Genomic DNA, 18998 nt, shown 5'->3' with positions numbered 1-18998 from the left:
GAGCCTTTTTATTTCACTTTAAATTAGAATTAGAGTAACTGGTGCTTTGACAACACGACAACGACTTTCTCAATAAGACCACTACGAGAAAAGAGCTGTGAAGCCATTTCATGGTTTAGCGTTAACGATGCAAATGCCTCACTTGTTCCGTCTTTAAACTGAACTTCAATACCCTGTGTTGGCTCATCATTGAGTTGGTAAATAAACGGTACCTGACAGTAAGTAAAAGCCAGTTGCCCAGCCTGAACAATAAAGCTCTGCATTTGTCCTTCAATATTTTGGCAGTCAAAAGTCGCCGCTTTTTGTAAGAACTCTTTAGGACTAAGAAGTGAAGGGTTAATTACAATTGTGCCATCAACGACCTCTAGACCTAGCTCTCCAAAACGAGTAATCACTTCTTCCTTAACTTGCCCTGTCATCCCTGGCTGCTGTGCTCCAGAGTGCTTTGGCGTATGAGAATACGGATCCGTCGGAAACGCACCGTAGTTTTCCGGCGTTTTGTTGAAACCAATACCAGCTCTCACTTTGTAATAGTAATCCGCTAATTTAAGAGTTTCCTGGCTATTAGAGTCCATACTCCAAGCATGCTGATAGTTTTCTTGCACAGCTAGCAGCAACTTAGAAACCATATGCCAATAGATACAACCTAAACCTTCATAACCAAACATGGTTCCCGAACGCCCAGTAAAGGCTTTATGGTTGAATACACGCTCATACAAACTAGATACATGACAAAATTCATCATCACTAATTGACGGGTAATCGGCTTTAATTTCATCAATCGCAGCCTGAAGGAAACCTTTGTTTTCAAAGCTTGAATTGAAGTGGTAAGAACCTTTGCTGTCTTGGTTTACTAATCGGTTATCTTTGGCAACAACCATCATGCTTAACAATTTGCTCTGGTCAATGTCTTTAGCGTCTAAACAGTTTTTGTCCATAAAAGAAGCCAGCTCACGGTCAGGGTAAAGCATGAAGCTATTTTGATCAGCACGATACATGTCACTGGCAAACAATTTATCCAACAACTCAACCGCTTGTTTAGATGATAATAGACCCGAGCTCAATACTGCAACTTGCCCTTCTAGCATAGGGTAAAGCTCTTCAACCATTAAGCTCTCACCAGAACAACTCAAGATGTTATACGCATTGTACAAACCGTCTTCACGCAAGTTGTTTGCAATCGTAGAATCTAGGACTTTTAAGCTCGCGCCCATCAATTGAACAATCGCTTCTTTCTCAACTTTCGTTTTCCCTGAGAATCCATTTACTCGGTACACGCGCTCACGATAATTAGCAGCGGATTTAGCCAGCTTAGTCAGCATTGCTTTACGCGTTTGACGAGTGACCGTATCTTGACGAATCTCTGTATTTGCCTCTGAAACGATCTGTGTAACAGAAGACATCCACTCAAACACTTCTTTGGAAATACTGTATGACGATGGTGACTTCTCTAACAGGCGCTGCATAAAGGCAACATAGCGACGCATGTAGTACAAGGTTACCATTGAGAGGCCGTTGCCAACGATAGCGTTGTTTGCGTCATTCCATTCTGGACGTTGTGTATTGAGCCAAATACCACCATCAAGCACTAAGTTACTCAATTTCGCCAATAAAGGGACGAGTATCTTCTCCATTAAGTTGACCATATAAACTTCTTGGTCTCCCGTCATCAACAAGCGACCGTCACTGCCTAAGCTCTTTACACGTTGCTCTGTCAATTCCTGCAAGTCTTGGTTGAACTCTACGGTATCTTTAGGGTTATCAAAGAGGCCTTGAACTCCACAAAGCTCGTAAGGCACGTTGGCATAACTAAAAATGTCACTCTCTAGTAATTCGATAAGATCGCTTTGCTCAAATTTGTCTGCTAACTCAAGGAATTTTAATAGATAAATGATTTGATGATCGCCCCAGTAACCAATGTTACTCCAAGGATCATCCGCCTCTAACAGCTCCCAATCTACACCATCTTTAGTAATTCGATACGGATTGTAACCATCCACCGTTGAAGCATTAACAAACTTAGAGATGAATGATTTGATGAACCCTGGATAACTAAGAGCCATCGCTTCCCAGTTTTGGAAAATATCACGCCAGTTGCCTTGATAAGAAAGTAAGCGTTCGCCATTTTCATCTTTAAGCTTAATCTCATAGTGGTTCCAAGGGCGACTAGGGTCACCATGACGACGTCCAAAAGTAAGCGGTAGATACTCGTAGCTCAATCGAACTAATTGAGAATCCCCTGTCGCTTTAGCGCGCGAAACTAATTCAGAATGGCTGAAAACATCCCCTAACTGATCAAAAAAGTCTTGATGGCGGCCAGCTACCTGAGAGTTGGCCTTTTCCATAGTTTTAACTACGTCAACCTTTTCTAACATATAGCCGTTTTCAAACACGCCACCACGCATGTTATTGAACAACACATTGGCATAATGGTGAACGCTGGTATTTTCTTCAGCTGTTATTTGCCACGCATCCGCGCCAGACATTAATGTGATCAATTCATCTTGATTATCTGCAACGCTCTTTTCTAAAGCTAGTGCTAGGTTAGCAGGAACAGAGAGCTCAGATTGAAGCTGACAGATATCGGAATGAGTCTTGTCTATATCAGCGACAATCGACCAAACTTTGGTTTGATGTGCTCGCAGCGTCAGAGACTTATGAACTAAATAGCTCCCTCTAACCCCTTTCGTTAAAGGTTCACTTTTAACCGCTCGACCTTTTCTGAACGCATTAACTTGAGCACTCGTCAATAAAATTTGGCTGCTTTCCGTTTCTAAGCTGAAGACTGTCGTCGCTAGCAAAGATTCAGCAGGGTCGGCTCTATCGCTCAATTTCGCGTACATGCTGAACAGAGCTAATGAACTACCATCAACTTGTTCATTCCACTTGTACGCATCAACTAATGCACTTCTTGTTTGGAGAGCTGATAACGGAGCGCCTGAAGGAAGTATATTTTGTAAGCCATCTAGTGCTTCGACTTTACGCTCAAAGCTCGCGAGGTTGGTCAGTTTTGAACGACGAATAAAGCCGTATTTTTCACTCGTATTCCAGCTGTATTGGAACTGTAGTTGCAAAGTATGGTTTATCTCTTCAAATACAATCTTGTCTCCAATCGTATTTTTATAAAGATTGCGTTCAACATCAAAAATACCATCATGGAATGTATTAAACGGTTCCCAAAGTACAACCTTGTCGCCATGTTCAATACGGAAGATGGATTTTGAGCCGGTGTTTTCCGCATTTTCATGAATATGGTCAACAGACTTGTAAGGAAAAAGCGCATTTTCCGGACGAATGCGTCCAGCTGAAAGGCTGCCTGTTGATGAAATAAATAACCAGTGATCGCTCGACGATACAACGCTAATAAAGAATGGCGTCATTTGGTCAACATTAGAGATTTGGTAGTAACGCTCACCATCTAAATCAACGAACTTGCCATCGACCTCTGGTGTTGAGTTGTAGTCTTGTTTCATATCAAAATTCCAAAAAATTCTTACACTTAAACTTTGAAAGCGCTTTCTTTTGCGTTTCAAAAAGGATTTAAAGTTTACAAATGATGACAACGAGCAAAATGCTCTTCTGCAATTTGAGTCGGTTCTGGTATTGATTGCGTGCAAAGTTTATCGGCTTTCATACAACGGCTTGCGAACGGGCAACCTACGCTACTTGGCTTCCAAGAAGGGATATCGCCTTTTTTCACGTTCATGTCACGCTTGCCCGATTTACCGACTTCTGGCACTGCTGACAACAACAACTGAGAATACGGATGTTGTGGGTTCTGAGTGACGTTGTCGCTATTGCCCCATTCGACCATATGTCCTACATACATCACCGCCGTTTTCTCAGCAAAATAACGCGCTGTCGCAATGTCATGAGTGATGTACATGAACGAAATACCATGCTTATCCTTCAAGTCAGCCATTAGGTTTAAGATTCCTAACCGCACAGACACATCAAGCATAGAGATAGGTTCATCAGCTAGGATAACTTCAGGGCTAACAGCAATTGCGCGTGCAATTGCGACACGCTGTCGTTGTCCACCACTTAGTTCATGGGGGTACTTCTCTGCGGTCTCTTTAACTGGTGTAAGCCCAACCATTTCAAGCAATTCATAAACGAGGTTCGGAATCGCTTCTTTTTCTGCTCGTTTATGGATAAGTAATGGTCGCGCAATATGGTGGTAAATCGTATGTACAGGATTCAACGAGCCAAACGGGTCTTGAAAAATCATTTGCACTTGGCGTGCATATTCAAGCTCACCATATTTTTCAATATAATCAGACAGAGGCTCACCTTTGAATTCGATATCTCCAGCCGTCTTATCGTAAATTCGGGTAAGAATTCGAGCTCCTGTGCTTTTCCCTGAGCCAGATTCGCCAACAATCGCTAATGCTTCTCCTTTACGAAGATCAAATGAAACATCATTTACGGCTCGCATCATATTGCTTTTGACTGACTGGCCAAGTGGGAAATCTTTTACCAAATTCTTAACTGATAAGATAACTTCGCTTTTATCAACGTTCTTTAAAGTATTCATAATCTTTCGCTCAAACTAGGTGACAAGATACGTGATGCCCAGTCGCAATAGCGCCCAAACGAGGCTCACTTTTAATGCACATTGAAATGCATTCGCCACATCGCTCTTGGAAGTTACATCCTTGAGGTGTATCCAAAAGGTTGACAGGATTCCCAGGGATCCCGTAGAGACGTTCTTTTGGCCCATGAATAGTCGGGAATGAAGAGATAAGCCCTTTTGTATAAGGATGCTTAGGTTCACTAAATACCGTTTTCGCATCACCTAATTCAATAAGGTTACCCGCATACATCACGCCAATTCGATCAGCAATTTCGCCCATGAGGCTTAAGTCGTGACTAATAAACAGAATAGAGAAGCCAAACTTACTCTTAAGCTCATACAGTTCATTCAAGATTTCACGTTCAACCACTACATCAAGTGCCGTTGTTGGCTCGTCCATGATGATCAGTTTAGGTTCCAGCGCCAAAGCAATCGCAATAACAACTCGCTGACGCATACCTCCACTCAGTTGATGGGGAAAGCTCGACATTCTGTCGCCATGAATCCCAACCGTTCCTAACAGCTCGACCGCACGATCGTGAGCCTGTTTATAAGGTATTTTTCTGTGCGCTAGAATAACGTCCGTTAGCTGCTCACCGATGGTAATGACAGGGTTAAGTGAGTTCATTGCGCTTTGAAAAACAATAGAAACGTCATTCCAACGGAAGTCACGTAACTGCTTGTTATTCATCTTTAAAACATCCTGCCCTTTGTAGAGTATTTCACCCTCAGAGATAAGCGCTGGTGCTTTGTGTAGGCGTGATATAGCAAAAGCCAATGTACTTTTACCGCAACCAGACTCACCGGCAATACCGAGCGTTTCACCGGGCGCAATGGAAATACTAACGTCATTAACGGCTCTTGCTACGCCATTAGGAGAAACGTAATCAACACACAGGTTATTAATTTCTAATAGATTGCTCATTATAGGCCTCGGCGTTTATCTGCTTCTTTTTTAAGTTTGTGCCACAGTTTGATGTGTGGGCCCGTACGTAATTTAGGGTTGCTCACTTGGTCAATTGACATGTTAATCAATGCGAGTCCACCACCAGTAATCGCTAACGCCAATGCAGGAACCAGCATTTCCCACCACGCTCCGGTATATAACGATGAAGAGGTCTGTGCCCAATACAGCATAGAGCCCCAACTCACTTCTGTTGCATCACCTAAACCTAAAATACCTAGACCAGCTTCAGAGCCCATTGCGTAGATAACCGTGCCTAGGAACCCGCCAAAAACAATCGAAACTAAGTTTGGTAAGATCTCTACTAAAATAATGCGGATTTTTGATTCACCCATAACTTCTGCAGAAATGATGAATTCTTTGCTTCTAATTGCCATGGTCTGTGCACGAATCACCCTAGCTCCCCAAGGCCAGGAGGTTATTCCTAACAACACGGTAATAACCAGCGAACCGACCTGCCCTAAGAATGCGGCGAGAACAATCAGCAAGGGCAACTGTGGAAACACAAGAAATACGTTAGTAACGAAGTTCAAGCGTTCATCGACTTTTCCACCAAAGTAACCAGATGAAACCCCGACGAGCACTGCTATTGTCATCGCGATTACGCCCGCAGAGATCGCAACAGTAAGCGACTTTCTTGCTCCAAATAGAACCTGGCTATATACATCACGCCCGCTACGAGTAGTGCCCATAATATGCTCAGAACTTGGTGCAATATGTGGACGTGCTACGCGCTTTTCTGGATTATGAGTCGATAATACAGGCGCAAATAACGCCCCAGCTAAGACAATCGTAAGTAAAAAAGTACCTACAATGGCTGGAGGGTTACCGTAGAAAAATGCGTAAGCTTTACCGAGAGTTTTCTTTACGTTTTTCCACGACCATTTTGGCTCACGTACTGGCATATTCGGCTGGTTAGCGGTTTTTTGAGTATCCATTAAATTATCCATCATGCGCCTCAGTTCGAGATTCTAGGGTCAAGCCAGACATATAGAAGGTCGGCAATAAAGTTAGCGGTCAGTACCGCTGTCACCAAGATAAGAAGAATGGCTTGGATAAGTGGGTAATCACGAGCAACTATGCCTTTAAGAAGGATGTTCCCCAAGCCTTGGTAGTTAAAAACCACTTCGGTCATGATTGAGCCTGCGAATGAGAATCCGATTGCCATTGCAATAGCGGTCGCAACAGGAAGGATGGCATTTCGACCAGCATAGCGAGACATAACACGATAACTACTCAAGCCTTTGGCCTCAGCCATCGTTACGTAATCTTCACCCAACACATTGATCATCGCATTACGCATATTGAAGACCCATGTTGCGATCCCAACCAGGACCATAGAGCCCATAGGCAACACAGCGTGTTTAGCCACACTAGAAATAAACTCCCATGTAAAACCTGGCTCTAGCGATGGGTCATAAGTGTATGCCAAAGGTAATAGTTCGAGTTTTAAACCGAAGAAATAGAACAACAGTAACGCGGTCACGATGTACGGGAAGTTACTAATAAATGCCAAAACTGGCGGAACAATTTGTCCAAATAGCCCTTCACGTCGATACGATGCATACGTACCAATACTGACACCAATGATAAGAGCAACAATCAGCGAACCAAGCGCTAGGAACATAGTCCACGGCAGTGCCATAGCAAGGACATCTGAAACACTTACAGGAAACATAAGCACTGAAGGTCCCAGATCAAGAGTGAATACGCTTTTCATATACGCGAAGTATTGTTCGAAAACATTGCCATCAACAAAACCGTACATTTCACGAACAGCATCCATTTGAGCAGGATCCATTCGACCTTGAGCTGCAGCGAAAAGAGCATCAACAGGATCTCCTGGCATTAGGCGAGGCAACATGAAATTAAACGAGATAGCGATTAAGAAAGCGGTAAAATAGAAGCCAAATCGGCGAATTAAAAACGACATAAAAATCTTTTAACCTAGGGGCTACAACCTAAGCTGTAGCCCTCTCAAAAATAACTTACTTAAGGTGTAGATTGTTGAGAATTATTACTCTCTTACCACCGTCGTACCATACTGGCTGTACGTATGGGTCTTTTTCACTTGGCCAACCAACAATATGTTTAGTACTGTATTGGAACCAAGTTGGGTTAGAAAATAGAGGGATAAAGGGAAGGTTTTCAGCCGTAAATTCCTGAAGTTCACTCAACACTTTCTCTTGCTGCTCTGCATCACCAATTTTGCCGAAGCTGTCGATCAATGCGTCGATTTCTGGTGAATTAACACCGTGACCAGCATGCCAAGTTTTTCCGATTCGAGACGTTGAGAAGTACTCTTGGTACGCCAAGATTGGATTTGTCGCGACCATTGACCAGTTAATTGACATGGTATATTTGCTTTCTTTCAAATTGCTGTCATATACCGCCCAATCCACAGTCTTAACGTTTGCTTTCACACCCACTTCTTCAAAGTATTCAGATACCATCTGAACCACTTGGATCCAGTCGGTCCAACCGTTTACAACCTCGATATCAAACTCAACCGTTTCCCCGTTTGCTTTGTCGCGGAATCCATCACCGTTTTTGTCAACTAAGCCCGCTTCATCAAGTAAAGCGTTTGCTCTTTCAACATCGTACTTAGTTAGATAACCATATTTCTTAGATACATTTTTATCAATGTGCGTTTCGTATAGCTCACCGATGCCACCAGCATTGAAGTTTGCGGTCGGATAACCGTAAGCAGCAATATCAACGATGGTTTCACGATCAAGAGCCATAGAAAGTGCTTGTCGTACTCTTAGGTCATCAAATGGCGCTTCTTTGGTATTTACGTAAAGGTGGATAGCATCATTCGCTGGATACCAAAAATGGTTATTTTCTTTATCCATATCGACAAATGTTGACTCAACGTCAGCAATAAAATTTGAACCCCAATCAATCTCACCTTTGATTAAGGCAGGTTGGATCTGAGAGTTGTCATTGTAAGAACGGAAGTTGATGCAATCTAAATAAGGTCTATTTTCTAAATAGTAATTTGGGTTTCGGCACAGCTCCATCTGTTGCGGTTTAATGTATTTAACCGTCGTCATTGGGCCACTACCTACCGGGTTAAGGTTGGTAAACGTTGTCAGCTCTTCAACTTTCGACCAAATATGCTTTGGTACAATATGGTAACGCTCTAAGTTCCAAGCAAATGTAGAATCCGCTTCCGTCAGCTCAAACACGACGGTTCGCGCGTCAATAGATTTGATTTCTTTTAAATTACCTGAAGACCAAATACCTTTCTGGTCAAAAGCTGGTGCCTCTTTAGTCAACATAAAGCTAAAAACAACGTCGTCTGCAGTTAACTTTGAACCATCAGACCACTTCAAATTCTCTCGTAACTTAAGCGTCAATGTTTTCAGGTCAGTTGAATACTCAACCGACTCAGCCAGGCGATAATCAACATCACCTGTCATGTTGTTGAATACGACCAATGGCTCAAACATTACCCCATGCAGCAAGTCTTTAGTTGTATAAGGGTTAAAGTTTTCAACAAAGCCAGTATTGATAATTGGCACCGTTAGTGTGCCACCCTGCTTAACTTCATCTGCTTGTACAGAGGCTCCGAATAAAGCTCCAATGGCGAGCGAAGCAATCAATGTCTTTTTGTGCATCACGTTGTCCTTTTAATGATAATAACTAGAAAGAAAGCGCTTTCTTTTAACTTTAAAAAAGGGGGTGTTTTCGTATTCACTATCGGCAACTCGCATCAAGAAACCGCTTTCTTTAGGTGGATAATAAGCCGATAGAATGATTCTTCAACTTACATTTCGGTGAAACGAACCATAGATCACAAATTTAGAATAGATTGAGAATAGAAATACACAACAGTGCCATTCGTCACATTAATTGTTCACTAACACGAAAAACAATTTAAAAACAATAAGTTAAAATTCACTAATGGTACCCCCATGGTCTTTCCTAATCGTCGAACCTCTAACCCATCAATGAACTTATGTGCTTTCTTTAAAATAGCCTTTCCGTCGCGATTCTCAACATACATAGACTGTATCTATGTATGATTCTCTCAAAAACAAAAGAAAGCGCTTTCTTGGACGCTAAACCTATGTCAGCATACCAGTCATAAAATGTAAGTTCCCCCTTAGGACAACTATGTTTAACTTTTGGAATGGCAATAAATCAGGTAAAAGACAGCACTATGAGTTGGAGCTAATTCATAGCTTGTTGAATTGGGATCCGAACGAACCTATTGTCGTTCACAGCGATAATACAGACTTTCCAAGAGCTGAGGATGAAGGAAATATATTCCGCAAGAATTATGATGTACTCGTCACGGTGGCGGGAAACCGTAAATTTGCTGATAAGCCTGCAATCAAACTCAACTCTCCAATTTGTAAAGGCTTATTAGGACACCGTATCCTGATAATTAGGGAACAAGATCAACCCACATTCCATAATATCAACAGCAATAAACTGAAATCACTTATCGCTGGAATTCCTGCGACATGGGCTGATGCTGAGCTGTTTAGAGCAAATGGATATCGAGTACTAGAGCAAGGAACGTTACCAGAGATTCTGAAACTTCTCTCAGATAAAAAATGTGATTATGTGTCACTCGGAGCCAATGAAGTTGAAAGCATATACCAAGAACATACCTATTCCCTGGATGGGTTAGTCATAGAAAAAAGTATTATGCTTTATTACCCTCTTCCTCTGGTCTTCTATGTCCACCCAAACAAGGCTCAACTGGCTCAATTACTTGAGGACAAACTGCAAGACTACAAACTCAGTGGTGATTTCGAGCTATTGTTTAACCAACATTTCGGGGACGTAGTGAGATCCATTGGATTAGAACATCGCAAAGCTATTAACCTCGTAAATAAGGAGCTACCGCCAGAGCTAAGATCATTTAAGTCTCAAGTCATCTCGTGATTATAAATAGAGGAGACTTAAAACCATGCACCTAGATTTACAACATTAGGTGCATCCGCTTCATGCTCCTAATGTCGATATCATCAAACCATAGGCAAGATAACTAACGGCTTGCTTTTACATATAGCGGTGGATACTCAAGTCATCAGTTTTTATATCACTAGCAGAGCCACTGACCACGCTTGCCAAGATCTTTCCTGAGCCACATGCCATTGTCCAACCTAATGTCCCATGTCCAGTATTTGTAAATAGGTTCTTGATAGGCGTCGCGCCGATTATAGGCGTACCATCCGGAGTCATCGGTCTTAACCCTGTCCAGTATTCTGCCTTAGAGAAATCCCCCGCCTGTGGGAAAAGATCTTTTATCACCATATCAATCGTGGCTTTACGTTTTTCAGGAATAAGATAATTGAAGCCAGCAAGCTCTGCCGTCCCTGCAATACGAATTCGGTCATCGAAACGAGTCATCGCTACCTTGTAGGTTTCATCCATTACTGTAGAGGTCGGCGACTTATCTGCACTCACGATCGGAAGTGTTAACGAATACCCTTTGACTGGATAAACCGGGATTGATAAATCCACTTGCTTGAGCAGCTCACGAGAGTAGCTTCCCGAAGCTACCACATAAGCGTCCGCTTTGAATTCACCTTGAGTTGTCGTAATGCTCTTTATGGTTTGGTTCTGATGATTCAAACTTACCACTTCAGTATCAAACACGAACCTAACACCAAGTTGCTTGGCCTTCTCAGTCAGCGCTAAACAGAACTGATGACAATCACCGGTTTCATCGTGTGGTAAATACAGGCCGCCCACCAGCTTGTCTTTAACGTCTGCTAAACCAGACTCCACTGACAGACACTGTTCAACATCAAACAGCGAGTGTTCGATTCCACTCTCTGTTAATAGCTTCATATCCTGCTGAATAGCATCGAGTTGCTTCTCGCTTCGGAATACTTGCAAGGTGCCTTTCTGCCTGCCCTCATAAGCCAAATCTTCACTGATTCTTAGATGAGTCAGGCAATCTCGGCTGTAGTTAGCGACTCGTAACATCCGCGATTTATTCTGTGCGTACTTGGCTTCATTACAGTTGGCGAGCATCTTAGTCGCCCAAGACATTAACTCTGGAGAAAGAGAAGGCTTCACTTTAAGTGGCGCATGTTCTTGGGTAAGCCATTTCATCGCTTTCAAAGGGATGCCCGGTGCCGCCCATGGTGATGAATAACCGTAAGAAATTTGCCCGGCATTCGCAAAACTGGTTTCTTTGCCACTGCTATCTTGACGATCAATAACCGTGACCGAGTGACCTTCTTTTGCCAAGTACCATGCGCTGGTCAATCCAATAACACCACTGCCAATTACAATAACTTCCATTCTCTTCCCCTAATGCCTGACAAAGCCAAATCTGTCGAACACAGCTGTCAGTCTAAAACTCGTTTCGTTAATAATTTGTAACTTATTCCGCATGTGTTGACTTAACAATAGAGGTGGCATTGACAAAACATCAATTCGACTCGAAAACAAATCCAGCAGTTTGGAAGTGTGATATTGGCGGTATTTGAAAGCTTAGGTAGGAGTCGCTAAGTAAACTGATTAAGCCTAGATATTGTAAGCGTCATGACTCAAGAAAGTGGCGTTCTCGAGTAAGAAATCTAACAAGGTTTCCGCTTGTAGCGTTAGTGCACGGCCTTTCAAAGATTGAACCTTAACCGTCGCCTTCGATAGCATCTCCAACTCGGTCGCAACCACTTCTATCTGCCCTGACTTTATCTCATCGATCACAGTGAGCTTAGGCATAAAGGTGACGCCCAACCCTGCTGAAACGAAGTTAGTCAGTGCCGTGACTGAGTTAGTTTGAAGTTTTGGCTGCAAGGTAAGATGGGAAATTTGTTCAGCCTGCTTTACCAGCCTCCCCATACCGGTCGAGTTATCGATCAAGGCGAGAGAAGCGTCTTGAATATCTTGCATTACCACTGGTGCATCTTTCATCGTAAGGAAGTGCCCCTTCGGAGCAATCAATTCGAGCGGATGGCTGCGTTCAACGTGAGAGTGCAGTTTAGGATGTGGTGCAGACGCATAGGTTATCGCAAAGTCTATCTGTTGATCTTCCAACATCTTGACTGCATCCAATGCCCCTGCGATCTCAATAGAAAGATTGATATCAGGATAACGAGTCATGAAGGTTTGCATCGGTTTAGAGACCAAGTTAGTAATAAATCCTTCTCCAATCGCGATGCTAACATTACCGCCCTTGAGGTTTTTAAGCTTGGTTAGTCGAGCAAGCACTGCCGCCTCTCCACGAACAATGGAGCGATAGTAGTTCAACAGTTCGTTCCCCGCCTCAGTCAGCAGAGATTGGCGGTTGTTGCGCTCCCATACTTTCATTTCCGCTTGCGCTTCTAACTGTGTCAGCATTCGACTCATCGCGGCAGGGTCAACGTTCATCATCTTAGATGCCTTACGTAACGACCTGTATTTTGATAACGCGTTTAAGTACTCGAGAGCACGGATATTAAAGTGGTGCATTCAACTTCCTTGTAATTCAACTGACACTTAATCAAGCGTCTCACAAATTTGCTGCGAACATATATCCCAATTTATCAAGATCGTAATTGCTCTTACTAACTTGTGCACCGAGTCACTTCAAGACATCACATCAAAGGCTGATATACGTGTTTTAGCTTGCTGTCGATAAAACAAAGGCGACAACTTTCGTCATCGCCTTTGAGTTGTTACTTCTTGTAGAGCAACAATCATTTTCACGGATGGACTTAGGCATCAAGTAAAAGGTTCGGTCGAATCAAGTCATAAACACAAGCAAGTTCACTGCTGAATTCAAACTGTTTGTTGATAATGCCGCCAGCCATATGAGGGTGCCCGCCGCCAAAACCAATCCCTTTTTCATCAAGGGCCCTTCTAACTATCTTCGCGACATTGTTTTTTGAACACTCTGAACGGAGAGAGATAAAGGTCTTCTCTCTATTTCTAGCAGTGAGAACAACAATATCGAGCTCATCAACACTCAGCAAGAAATCACCTAACACGCCAAGCATATTTTTAGGGCAACCTTCAGGAAGCACAGCAAATGCTGCGTTTTTTTCACGACGTAAGCTATCGAGCATGGAATAGAAAAGTTTTAATTCATGGAACTCTACTTGATTACGACAAATTTTGTTAACCATATCATTATTGGCCTTCGCTTGAAGATACAACAATGCTTTTAGATCTGCAGTCCCTACCCCTCGGGTAAAGTTTGCGGTATCAAAACTCAGACCAACCAATAGTGCTGTCGCAATATTCTGGGGCATCTGCAGAGAAAAATAACGATAATACTCAACCATTATGGTTGCTGTTGAACCATAGTTTGAACGTATATCGGAATACCATACAAAATCAGGTGCTTTCACTTGATGGTGGTCGATCACTCCGACCTCAAGCCCCGGAAAATCGATGACATTTTTCTCACCAATACAGCCATCAACAACAATAACCTTGTCATCCGGTTGTAGTTTCAAATCTTTTGGCTGATAGATTGGAATATCTAGCCAATCTATTAAGTTCCTGAGTGACACTCGATCTATATAACCATGAAACGTAATATATGGGCGCAACCCTTTGCTTTTTAATAAGTATGCTAAGGCGTATGCGGAAGAAATCGCATCATGGTCAGGAAAGTCATGAGCTTGAATAATGATTCTGTCATCACCCTTAAGCCGTTCTAGAAAGCTTTCGAACTTTAAATTTGCCATAATCCCACTGCTAATAAAGTTCTAGCTTGATCATAAGCTAGAACTGATGCGTTAATGGTTAACTCTTATGAATTAAACGATATTCGGTGTTAGACAAAATAGCTTCTTCTAAAGCCCCCACACCTAACGTACTGTAACCATAGAAATTAGGTTTCGCATTCAAACGTAAAGACTGTACGCTTTCTACAACGTTCTCGTCCATTGTTAAAGCGTCTACCACTTCCGAAAGCAACTTCCTGTTCTCTTGTAACATCGGCGAAATAAACTCACTCGCACCACTGATTGATGAGTACAAGTAGCCAAATTCGCCACCATTATTCTCTTCAATGTAGTAGTTACCTGTTCTTGCAAACGATGCACGGATCTCATTGACACTTTCAATAGAACTAAACGTCTGTGCAAAAAACTCAGAACCACCTGCATGCTCGAATGTTTCTGGAGCAAAGTCTTCATTTGGGAAGACCAGATAAGCGACGATCGCATTATCTCGAGTAATCGCAGAAAGGATGAAATTGTCGTCCTGGTAGTACTTAATCACATCATCCGTTGTCGCGCGCTTAATATAAACAGGCGCACCAAATGTTTGGTCTAAGGTTTCGGCAGATGAACGAATATAGATTTTGTCCAACTTTCTATGCGATGGAATGTCTGTCATTTGAGAAAGACCAAAATCGAACATCTTTTCTAGCGCATCAAAGCTGTCATTAAAGCCGCCCAAAGCAATGGAAATAACCGACACTAAGCCGATAGTGCGTGCCATACCGCCCTTCTTCTGCTCTTCCAACAGAGACTCTTGAGTGTCTTGAAGTTCTTGTAACTCTTCCTGTATATCTTTTTGAATATCCTTGTTTTGCTCTTCAGACATTTTTTAACCTTTGATCTCGTCGATTTTATCCATTAGCGCATCTGTACCATCTTCAGCCTTCTCTTGAACTCGCTCAAAAGCATCCGTGTCCATGATGCTTTCAATTTCATCGCTATAATTAAGACCAAGATAAATGCCGACACCGATAAATACTAAAGCGAAAATTTTAAACATTGCTACTCTCAATTCATTAACTGGTAATCCAAGTACATGCCAATGACATGTACTTGGTTGTTTTGCTTAACTAATTATTACTTATACAAAGCGATACGACTGTTTACTTTCTTCAAGTAATTTTTGGTTTCGTCGTACGGCAGATTAACCACTAGCTGATCATAGACTTGTTGAGGCGTCAGCTGGTTGATAATCTTCGATGCTTTGCCAATACTGGTGGAGCGATCTTTATTGAACGCTCTAGCCACATTACCCGCACCAGTGTTATAGGCGGCAATGACACAGTACAAACGGCTTTCGTCATTCTTTATCTTGCGAAGATACTTACTGTTTAGGATGTCTAAATAGGCCGTACCTGTTTCTACGTTGATAACTGGTTGATACAGATCCGCCACTTTCATTGGCGCGTCGATATTATGGACTTGTTTGTTAACGTCATGACCCGCACTGGTTGGTACCACTTGCATCAAACCAAACGCAGGCACGTGTGATTTCGCATCCGGACGGAACGCCGATTCCGAGTGCATGATTGCCATAATCAGTGCAGCATCAACTTCCCAGTTTTTACTCTCGTTTTCAGCCAACGCACTGTACTTGCTCGCGCGCGCTTTTAAGCTGTTCTCAGGAAGCTTAACTTTGTAACTGATCACTTTTTTCGGCTTAGCCGGGGCCGCCGCAACGTCAACGGCTGGCTCAGGCTTTACCACTTGTGGCTGTGGCGCTTTTTCGACGACTTTTTCCACAACTTTTGGCGGCTGCTTTTTTGTTGGCGCGGGCTCTAGCTTGGCAACCTCTTTTGATACTTCAACCTTTTCAGCTGGCTTTACGATCTCAACTTCTGGCTCTGGTCGTTTAACCTCAATACCATGTTTGGCACGCATTTCGTCATACAGCTTGGTTTGCGCCGCAATACGTTCCTGAGCTTTTGCCAGTAGTGCCATTTTCTTGTTATGAGCACGCTGGTAAATGAAAGAGTCTGGAATACCAGTATCAGATAAAATCAATCGCTCGGCTTGCACATCCAACTCATTCATCTGGCTTTGCGTCTGCTGGATAACGAAGTTTTTCTCTTCTTGCTCTTTCTCCAAAGAGTAAAGCACCGCGTGGTCTTCTGCTTTTAGCTCCGCTAGCTCAACGTTTTGACCAGCAACCTCAACCGGAATGTTTTTAACAAGCGCTTTAATCTCTTCAGGGCTGCTATCTTCATCCACCAATACAGATACTGTTGCAGTATTGGTTTCGTAATCGACTGAAGTTTTCACCTGATCGTCTTGAGAGTAATCCACCTGCTTGGTTTGAGATGAAACCTCACCCTCGCCCCATGTCTTGATTAGATCGGTTCTGCGCTCATCGAGGTTGTTAGTATATTCATCACGCCAAGCTTCGTACTCATCCAAATAAGCATTAACGTAAGCATGAAACTCTTTGACTTTGTCTTCTTGAGACTGGCTTGCTTTGGCAACAGCATTGTTTAGCTGCTGCTTTTGTTCTTCTGACACAGCAAATGCCTGAGAACTAATAGCTGCCGAAATAACTACAGCTAACACGGTCTTATTGATCATTTTGTACATAGTTCACTCCCAGAGTGTATAGAGACAAAAGGCCACTCAAATGGCGGCCTTTTTCACTAATACTAATCGCGGTTCCGTTCGCGGTTATTTTTTCAATGCATCGAACGCCGCCGCAAGGTCTGCTGCCGCTTTCTCATTGTTGAATTGATCCCACAAAGCAGAATCTTCACCACCAACTTCATCAATTACTTTGTTCATATTCGCATCGTATGCAGCTTGGTCCATACCGACTAGAACGTACAAGCCGCCCGTTGGGCTTGCTTGGCTTACGATAATGCGGCTGCTAGTAAGCGTTTTATTCACGACTGTCTTAGTGATGTTCTCGAATGTCTCTTGAACATCTTCAGTCACTAGCGTTATACCCTCTGCTGCCGATGTAGAAGTCACACCTTCAGTAGCCGCTTGGAATAGGTTGCTCACGTCAGTTTCAAACTCAGCTGCAAGGTTTACACGAGCATCATTGACTGCAACTTTTCGCATAACGCTCATACCAGCTGCACTCTTCTTGGAGTAGCCTTTTGCCGCTGCAGCGATATCGCTTGGTATCACATCACAAATCCAACCCGGCGCAGATACGGTAGGTGCATCTGGGAAAGTACATGGAGCGAAGTTTTGCGCTTCCTTAACCGTCGCGTTGTTGCTCTGACAGCCAGCTAGAACTGCTACTAGTGAAGTTGCAATAAGTAGTTTTTTCATAAATTAAAATTCGTTCTTTAAGTTTTCGACATGACATGATGGATCCAACAGAGGGCAGTCAATGCTTGATGCATCTACCTTACTAATTGTTCCTTGCTTAACTTTCAGTGATACTTCTTCATCAATTACCACCCAAGAATACTTGTTAGTTACAGCATTTTGCTCATTATTTACAACGTAGCCTTCACCGATTGGGTGAATTTCAGTTTCGCCTTCCATAGATTTCATAGCGTTAGAGAACAAAATATCTGCGCCTGGTTTAATCTTCTGGTTTTTACCCATCGCAATGCGTACTTGTGTGCCCGCCTCACATTGGCGCATCTCAAGAACAGGTGCACTTGCCGCTAGCATTTTGTTAAGTTCGGTAGAGTAATTGACCGCTTCTGCTGCTGCTTTAGCCGCCATGGAGCCATAAGTCGCGTTACTAACAGGACAACGTGAATTATTTGTTTCCGTAGAGGAATACTCGTCGCCTTCAAGCTTGATTCGCTTAACAACTTCCATACTTGGCAGTACAACAACTTTTGCTACCGCTTCTACGTCAAAGTCGTAGCTACATGAAGGCGCGATTTCCACTGTTTCGCCATCATCGTTTTTATATGTGCGGCGCTCGCTAAACGATGTACTTAGGTCAGCGTGTGTAACCTCCGTAATAATCGCGTAATCGGCGATTGGTACACCTTTAGTGCTTAGGCGACCGCTCTGCTCGGCCAGTTTAATTTCACCTTTTACTTTGTTGGCAATTTTGCGATCAACAAGATTTGCACCTGTCTCGTCAATCTGTGTCTCTATTGCATTTCGCATTGCTGACTGGATTTTTTTCGAAGCAGAGTTTTCAAAATCAATGTCGACAGGTAGAACAACAACCTTCATATTTTCTGAAGATGGGATTTGAATTTCAGCAGTTTCAATATCAACACGCGTATCAGGAGTACAAACAACATCTTCCTTGATAACACAGCCAGTTAAACCAGTGATTACAGCACTAGCCATTAACGTTTTCTTTAACATATATTCTCTCCCGAATATGTTTATTTTATTTTTCTAGGATTAGAGGTTCGCTATTTAATTAAGCCCAGCGCAGTCCAAATCCCTTTCTCTTTTATTTGCTCATCAAAGTGGCGAGCAGCCCCTTCGTCGGCATATTTGTAGCTAGTTACAGAGTTTCCTGTAGAGATGATTTCACTACGAGACACTGTTTTAGATTTGTTATTTACAATTTTAACATTAGAGACCAAGGTTGAAATATACGCGTCTCCGACTTTGTTTCTTCGACGCTCAGAATCCACTTTCAACACATGAGTTTGGTTTTTGTTCTTTGAAGTTGATGTCACGATATTGAACTCTGATAACTGGTTCCCCAGCAGTTCAATTGCTTTTCTTGACTCTCTATCTGAAGAGAGACGGATGTTAATTTGGCTGCTTAGTTTTTGGTGTGTAATAGTCAGCTGTTCGATCTCGCTGATGTCAGCTTTATAACTAGGCTTCAGAGATGAAAGCATTG

The 18998-nt window shown here is 42.7% G+C and carries 15 protein-coding genes and 1 pseudogene; 1 reads left to right on the top strand and 15 read right to left on the bottom strand.

Annotated features, from left to right (window positions below; genetic code table 11):
• Nucleotides 1-29: 29 nt before the first annotated feature.
• The 6 genes from AB4517_RS03605 to AB4517_RS03580 all read right to left on the bottom strand — a co-directional run bounded on the left by AB4517_RS03605 (nt 30) and on the right by AB4517_RS03580 (nt 9163).
• Nucleotides 30-3473 carry a hypothetical protein gene (locus AB4517_RS03605; RefSeq protein WP_102319663.1) on the bottom strand — a complete coding sequence of 1148 codons (3444 nt, stop codon included), beginning with the start codon at nt 3471-3473 and terminating at the stop codon, nt 30-32.
• Nucleotides 3474-3547: 74 nt separating this feature from the next.
• Nucleotides 3548-4537, bottom strand: coding sequence for an ABC transporter ATP-binding protein (locus AB4517_RS03600; RefSeq protein WP_017071889.1), 990 nt, complete (start codon nt 4535-4537; stop codon nt 3548-3550).
• Nucleotides 4538-4547: 10 nt separating this feature from the next.
• Nucleotides 4548-5501, bottom strand: coding sequence for an ABC transporter ATP-binding protein (locus AB4517_RS03595; protein ID WP_048659634.1), 954 nt, complete (start codon nt 5499-5501; stop codon nt 4548-4550).
• On the bottom strand, nt 5501-6478 hold the full coding sequence (locus AB4517_RS03590) for an ABC transporter permease (RefSeq protein ID WP_371957688.1): 978 nt from the start codon (nt 6476-6478) through the stop codon (nt 5501-5503). The genes AB4517_RS03595 and AB4517_RS03590 overlap by 1 nt, the downstream gene beginning before the upstream one ends.
• A 20-nt stretch (nt 6479-6498) precedes the next feature.
• Nucleotides 6499-7473 (bottom strand): ABC transporter permease, encoded by a 975-nt coding sequence (locus AB4517_RS03585; RefSeq protein WP_017071753.1) that lies wholly within the window; start codon nt 7471-7473, stop codon nt 6499-6501.
• A 55-nt stretch (nt 7474-7528) separates the two neighbouring features.
• Nucleotides 7529-9163 (bottom strand): ABC transporter substrate-binding protein, encoded by a 1635-nt coding sequence (locus AB4517_RS03580; RefSeq protein WP_017071752.1) that lies wholly within the window; start codon nt 9161-9163, stop codon nt 7529-7531.
• A 499-nt stretch (nt 9164-9662) separates the two neighbouring features.
• On the opposite strand from AB4517_RS03580, the gene AB4517_RS03575 reads away from it, so the two are divergent.
• On the top strand, nt 9663-10442 hold the full coding sequence (locus tag AB4517_RS03575; protein ID WP_372147904.1) for an ABC transporter substrate-binding protein: 780 nt from the start codon (nt 9663-9665) through the stop codon (nt 10440-10442).
• A gap of 117 nt (nt 10443-10559) precedes the next feature.
• Here AB4517_RS03575 and AB4517_RS03570 read toward each other — a convergent pair whose 3' ends face one another.
• The 9 genes and pseudogenes from AB4517_RS03570 to AB4517_RS03530 all read right to left on the bottom strand — a co-directional run.
• On the bottom strand, nt 10560-11813 hold the full coding sequence (locus AB4517_RS03570) for a D-amino acid dehydrogenase (protein ID WP_136973585.1): 1254 nt from the start codon (nt 11811-11813) through the stop codon (nt 10560-10562).
• A 225-nt stretch (nt 11814-12038) separates the two neighbouring features.
• Nucleotides 12039-12965 (bottom strand): LysR family transcriptional regulator, encoded by a 927-nt coding sequence (locus AB4517_RS03565; RefSeq protein ID WP_017071749.1) that lies wholly within the window; start codon nt 12963-12965, stop codon nt 12039-12041.
• Nucleotides 12966-13210: 245 nt separating this feature from the next.
• Complete coding sequence (locus AB4517_RS03560; RefSeq protein ID WP_372147903.1) at nt 13211-14188, bottom strand: bifunctional oligoribonuclease/PAP phosphatase NrnA; 978 nt, start codon at nt 14186-14188, stop codon at nt 13211-13213.
• Between the two features lie 58 nt (nt 14189-14246).
• Nucleotides 14247-15053 carry an ETEC_3214 domain-containing protein gene (locus AB4517_RS03555; RefSeq protein ID WP_017071747.1) on the bottom strand — a complete coding sequence of 269 codons (807 nt, stop codon included), beginning with the start codon at nt 15051-15053 and terminating at the stop codon, nt 14247-14249.
• 3 nt (nt 15054-15056) lie between these two features.
• Nucleotides 15057-15227 carry a hypothetical protein gene (locus AB4517_RS03550; protein WP_017071746.1) on the bottom strand — a complete coding sequence of 57 codons (171 nt, stop codon included), beginning with the start codon at nt 15225-15227 and terminating at the stop codon, nt 15057-15059.
• Nucleotides 15228-15304: 77 nt separating this feature from the next.
• Nucleotides 15305-16798: a transglycosylase SLT domain-containing protein gene (locus AB4517_RS03545; RefSeq protein WP_372147902.1), complete on the bottom strand. Its 1494-nt coding sequence runs from the start codon at nt 16796-16798 to the stop codon at nt 15305-15307.
• An 84-nt stretch (nt 16799-16882) separates the two neighbouring features.
• Nucleotides 16883-17494 (bottom strand): lipoprotein, encoded by a 612-nt coding sequence (locus AB4517_RS03540; protein WP_017062044.1) that lies wholly within the window; start codon nt 17492-17494, stop codon nt 16883-16885.
• Nucleotides 17495-17497: 3 nt separating this feature from the next.
• Nucleotides 17498-18505 carry a hypothetical protein gene (locus AB4517_RS03535; RefSeq protein WP_048612772.1) on the bottom strand — a complete coding sequence of 336 codons (1008 nt, stop codon included), beginning with the start codon at nt 18503-18505 and terminating at the stop codon, nt 17498-17500.
• Nucleotides 18506-18555: 50 nt separating this feature from the next.
• Nucleotides 18556-18998, bottom strand: a pseudogene (locus AB4517_RS03530) (hypothetical protein); the annotation flags it as partial.

This window comes from Vibrio sp. 10N.222.52.C3, from assembly GCF_041474195.1.
GTDB lineage: Bacteria > Pseudomonadota > Gammaproteobacteria > Enterobacterales > Vibrionaceae > Vibrio > Vibrio crassostreae_C.
Note: the sequence above shows the minus strand (reverse complement) of the source record. Positions and strands in the feature narration are given on the sequence as shown.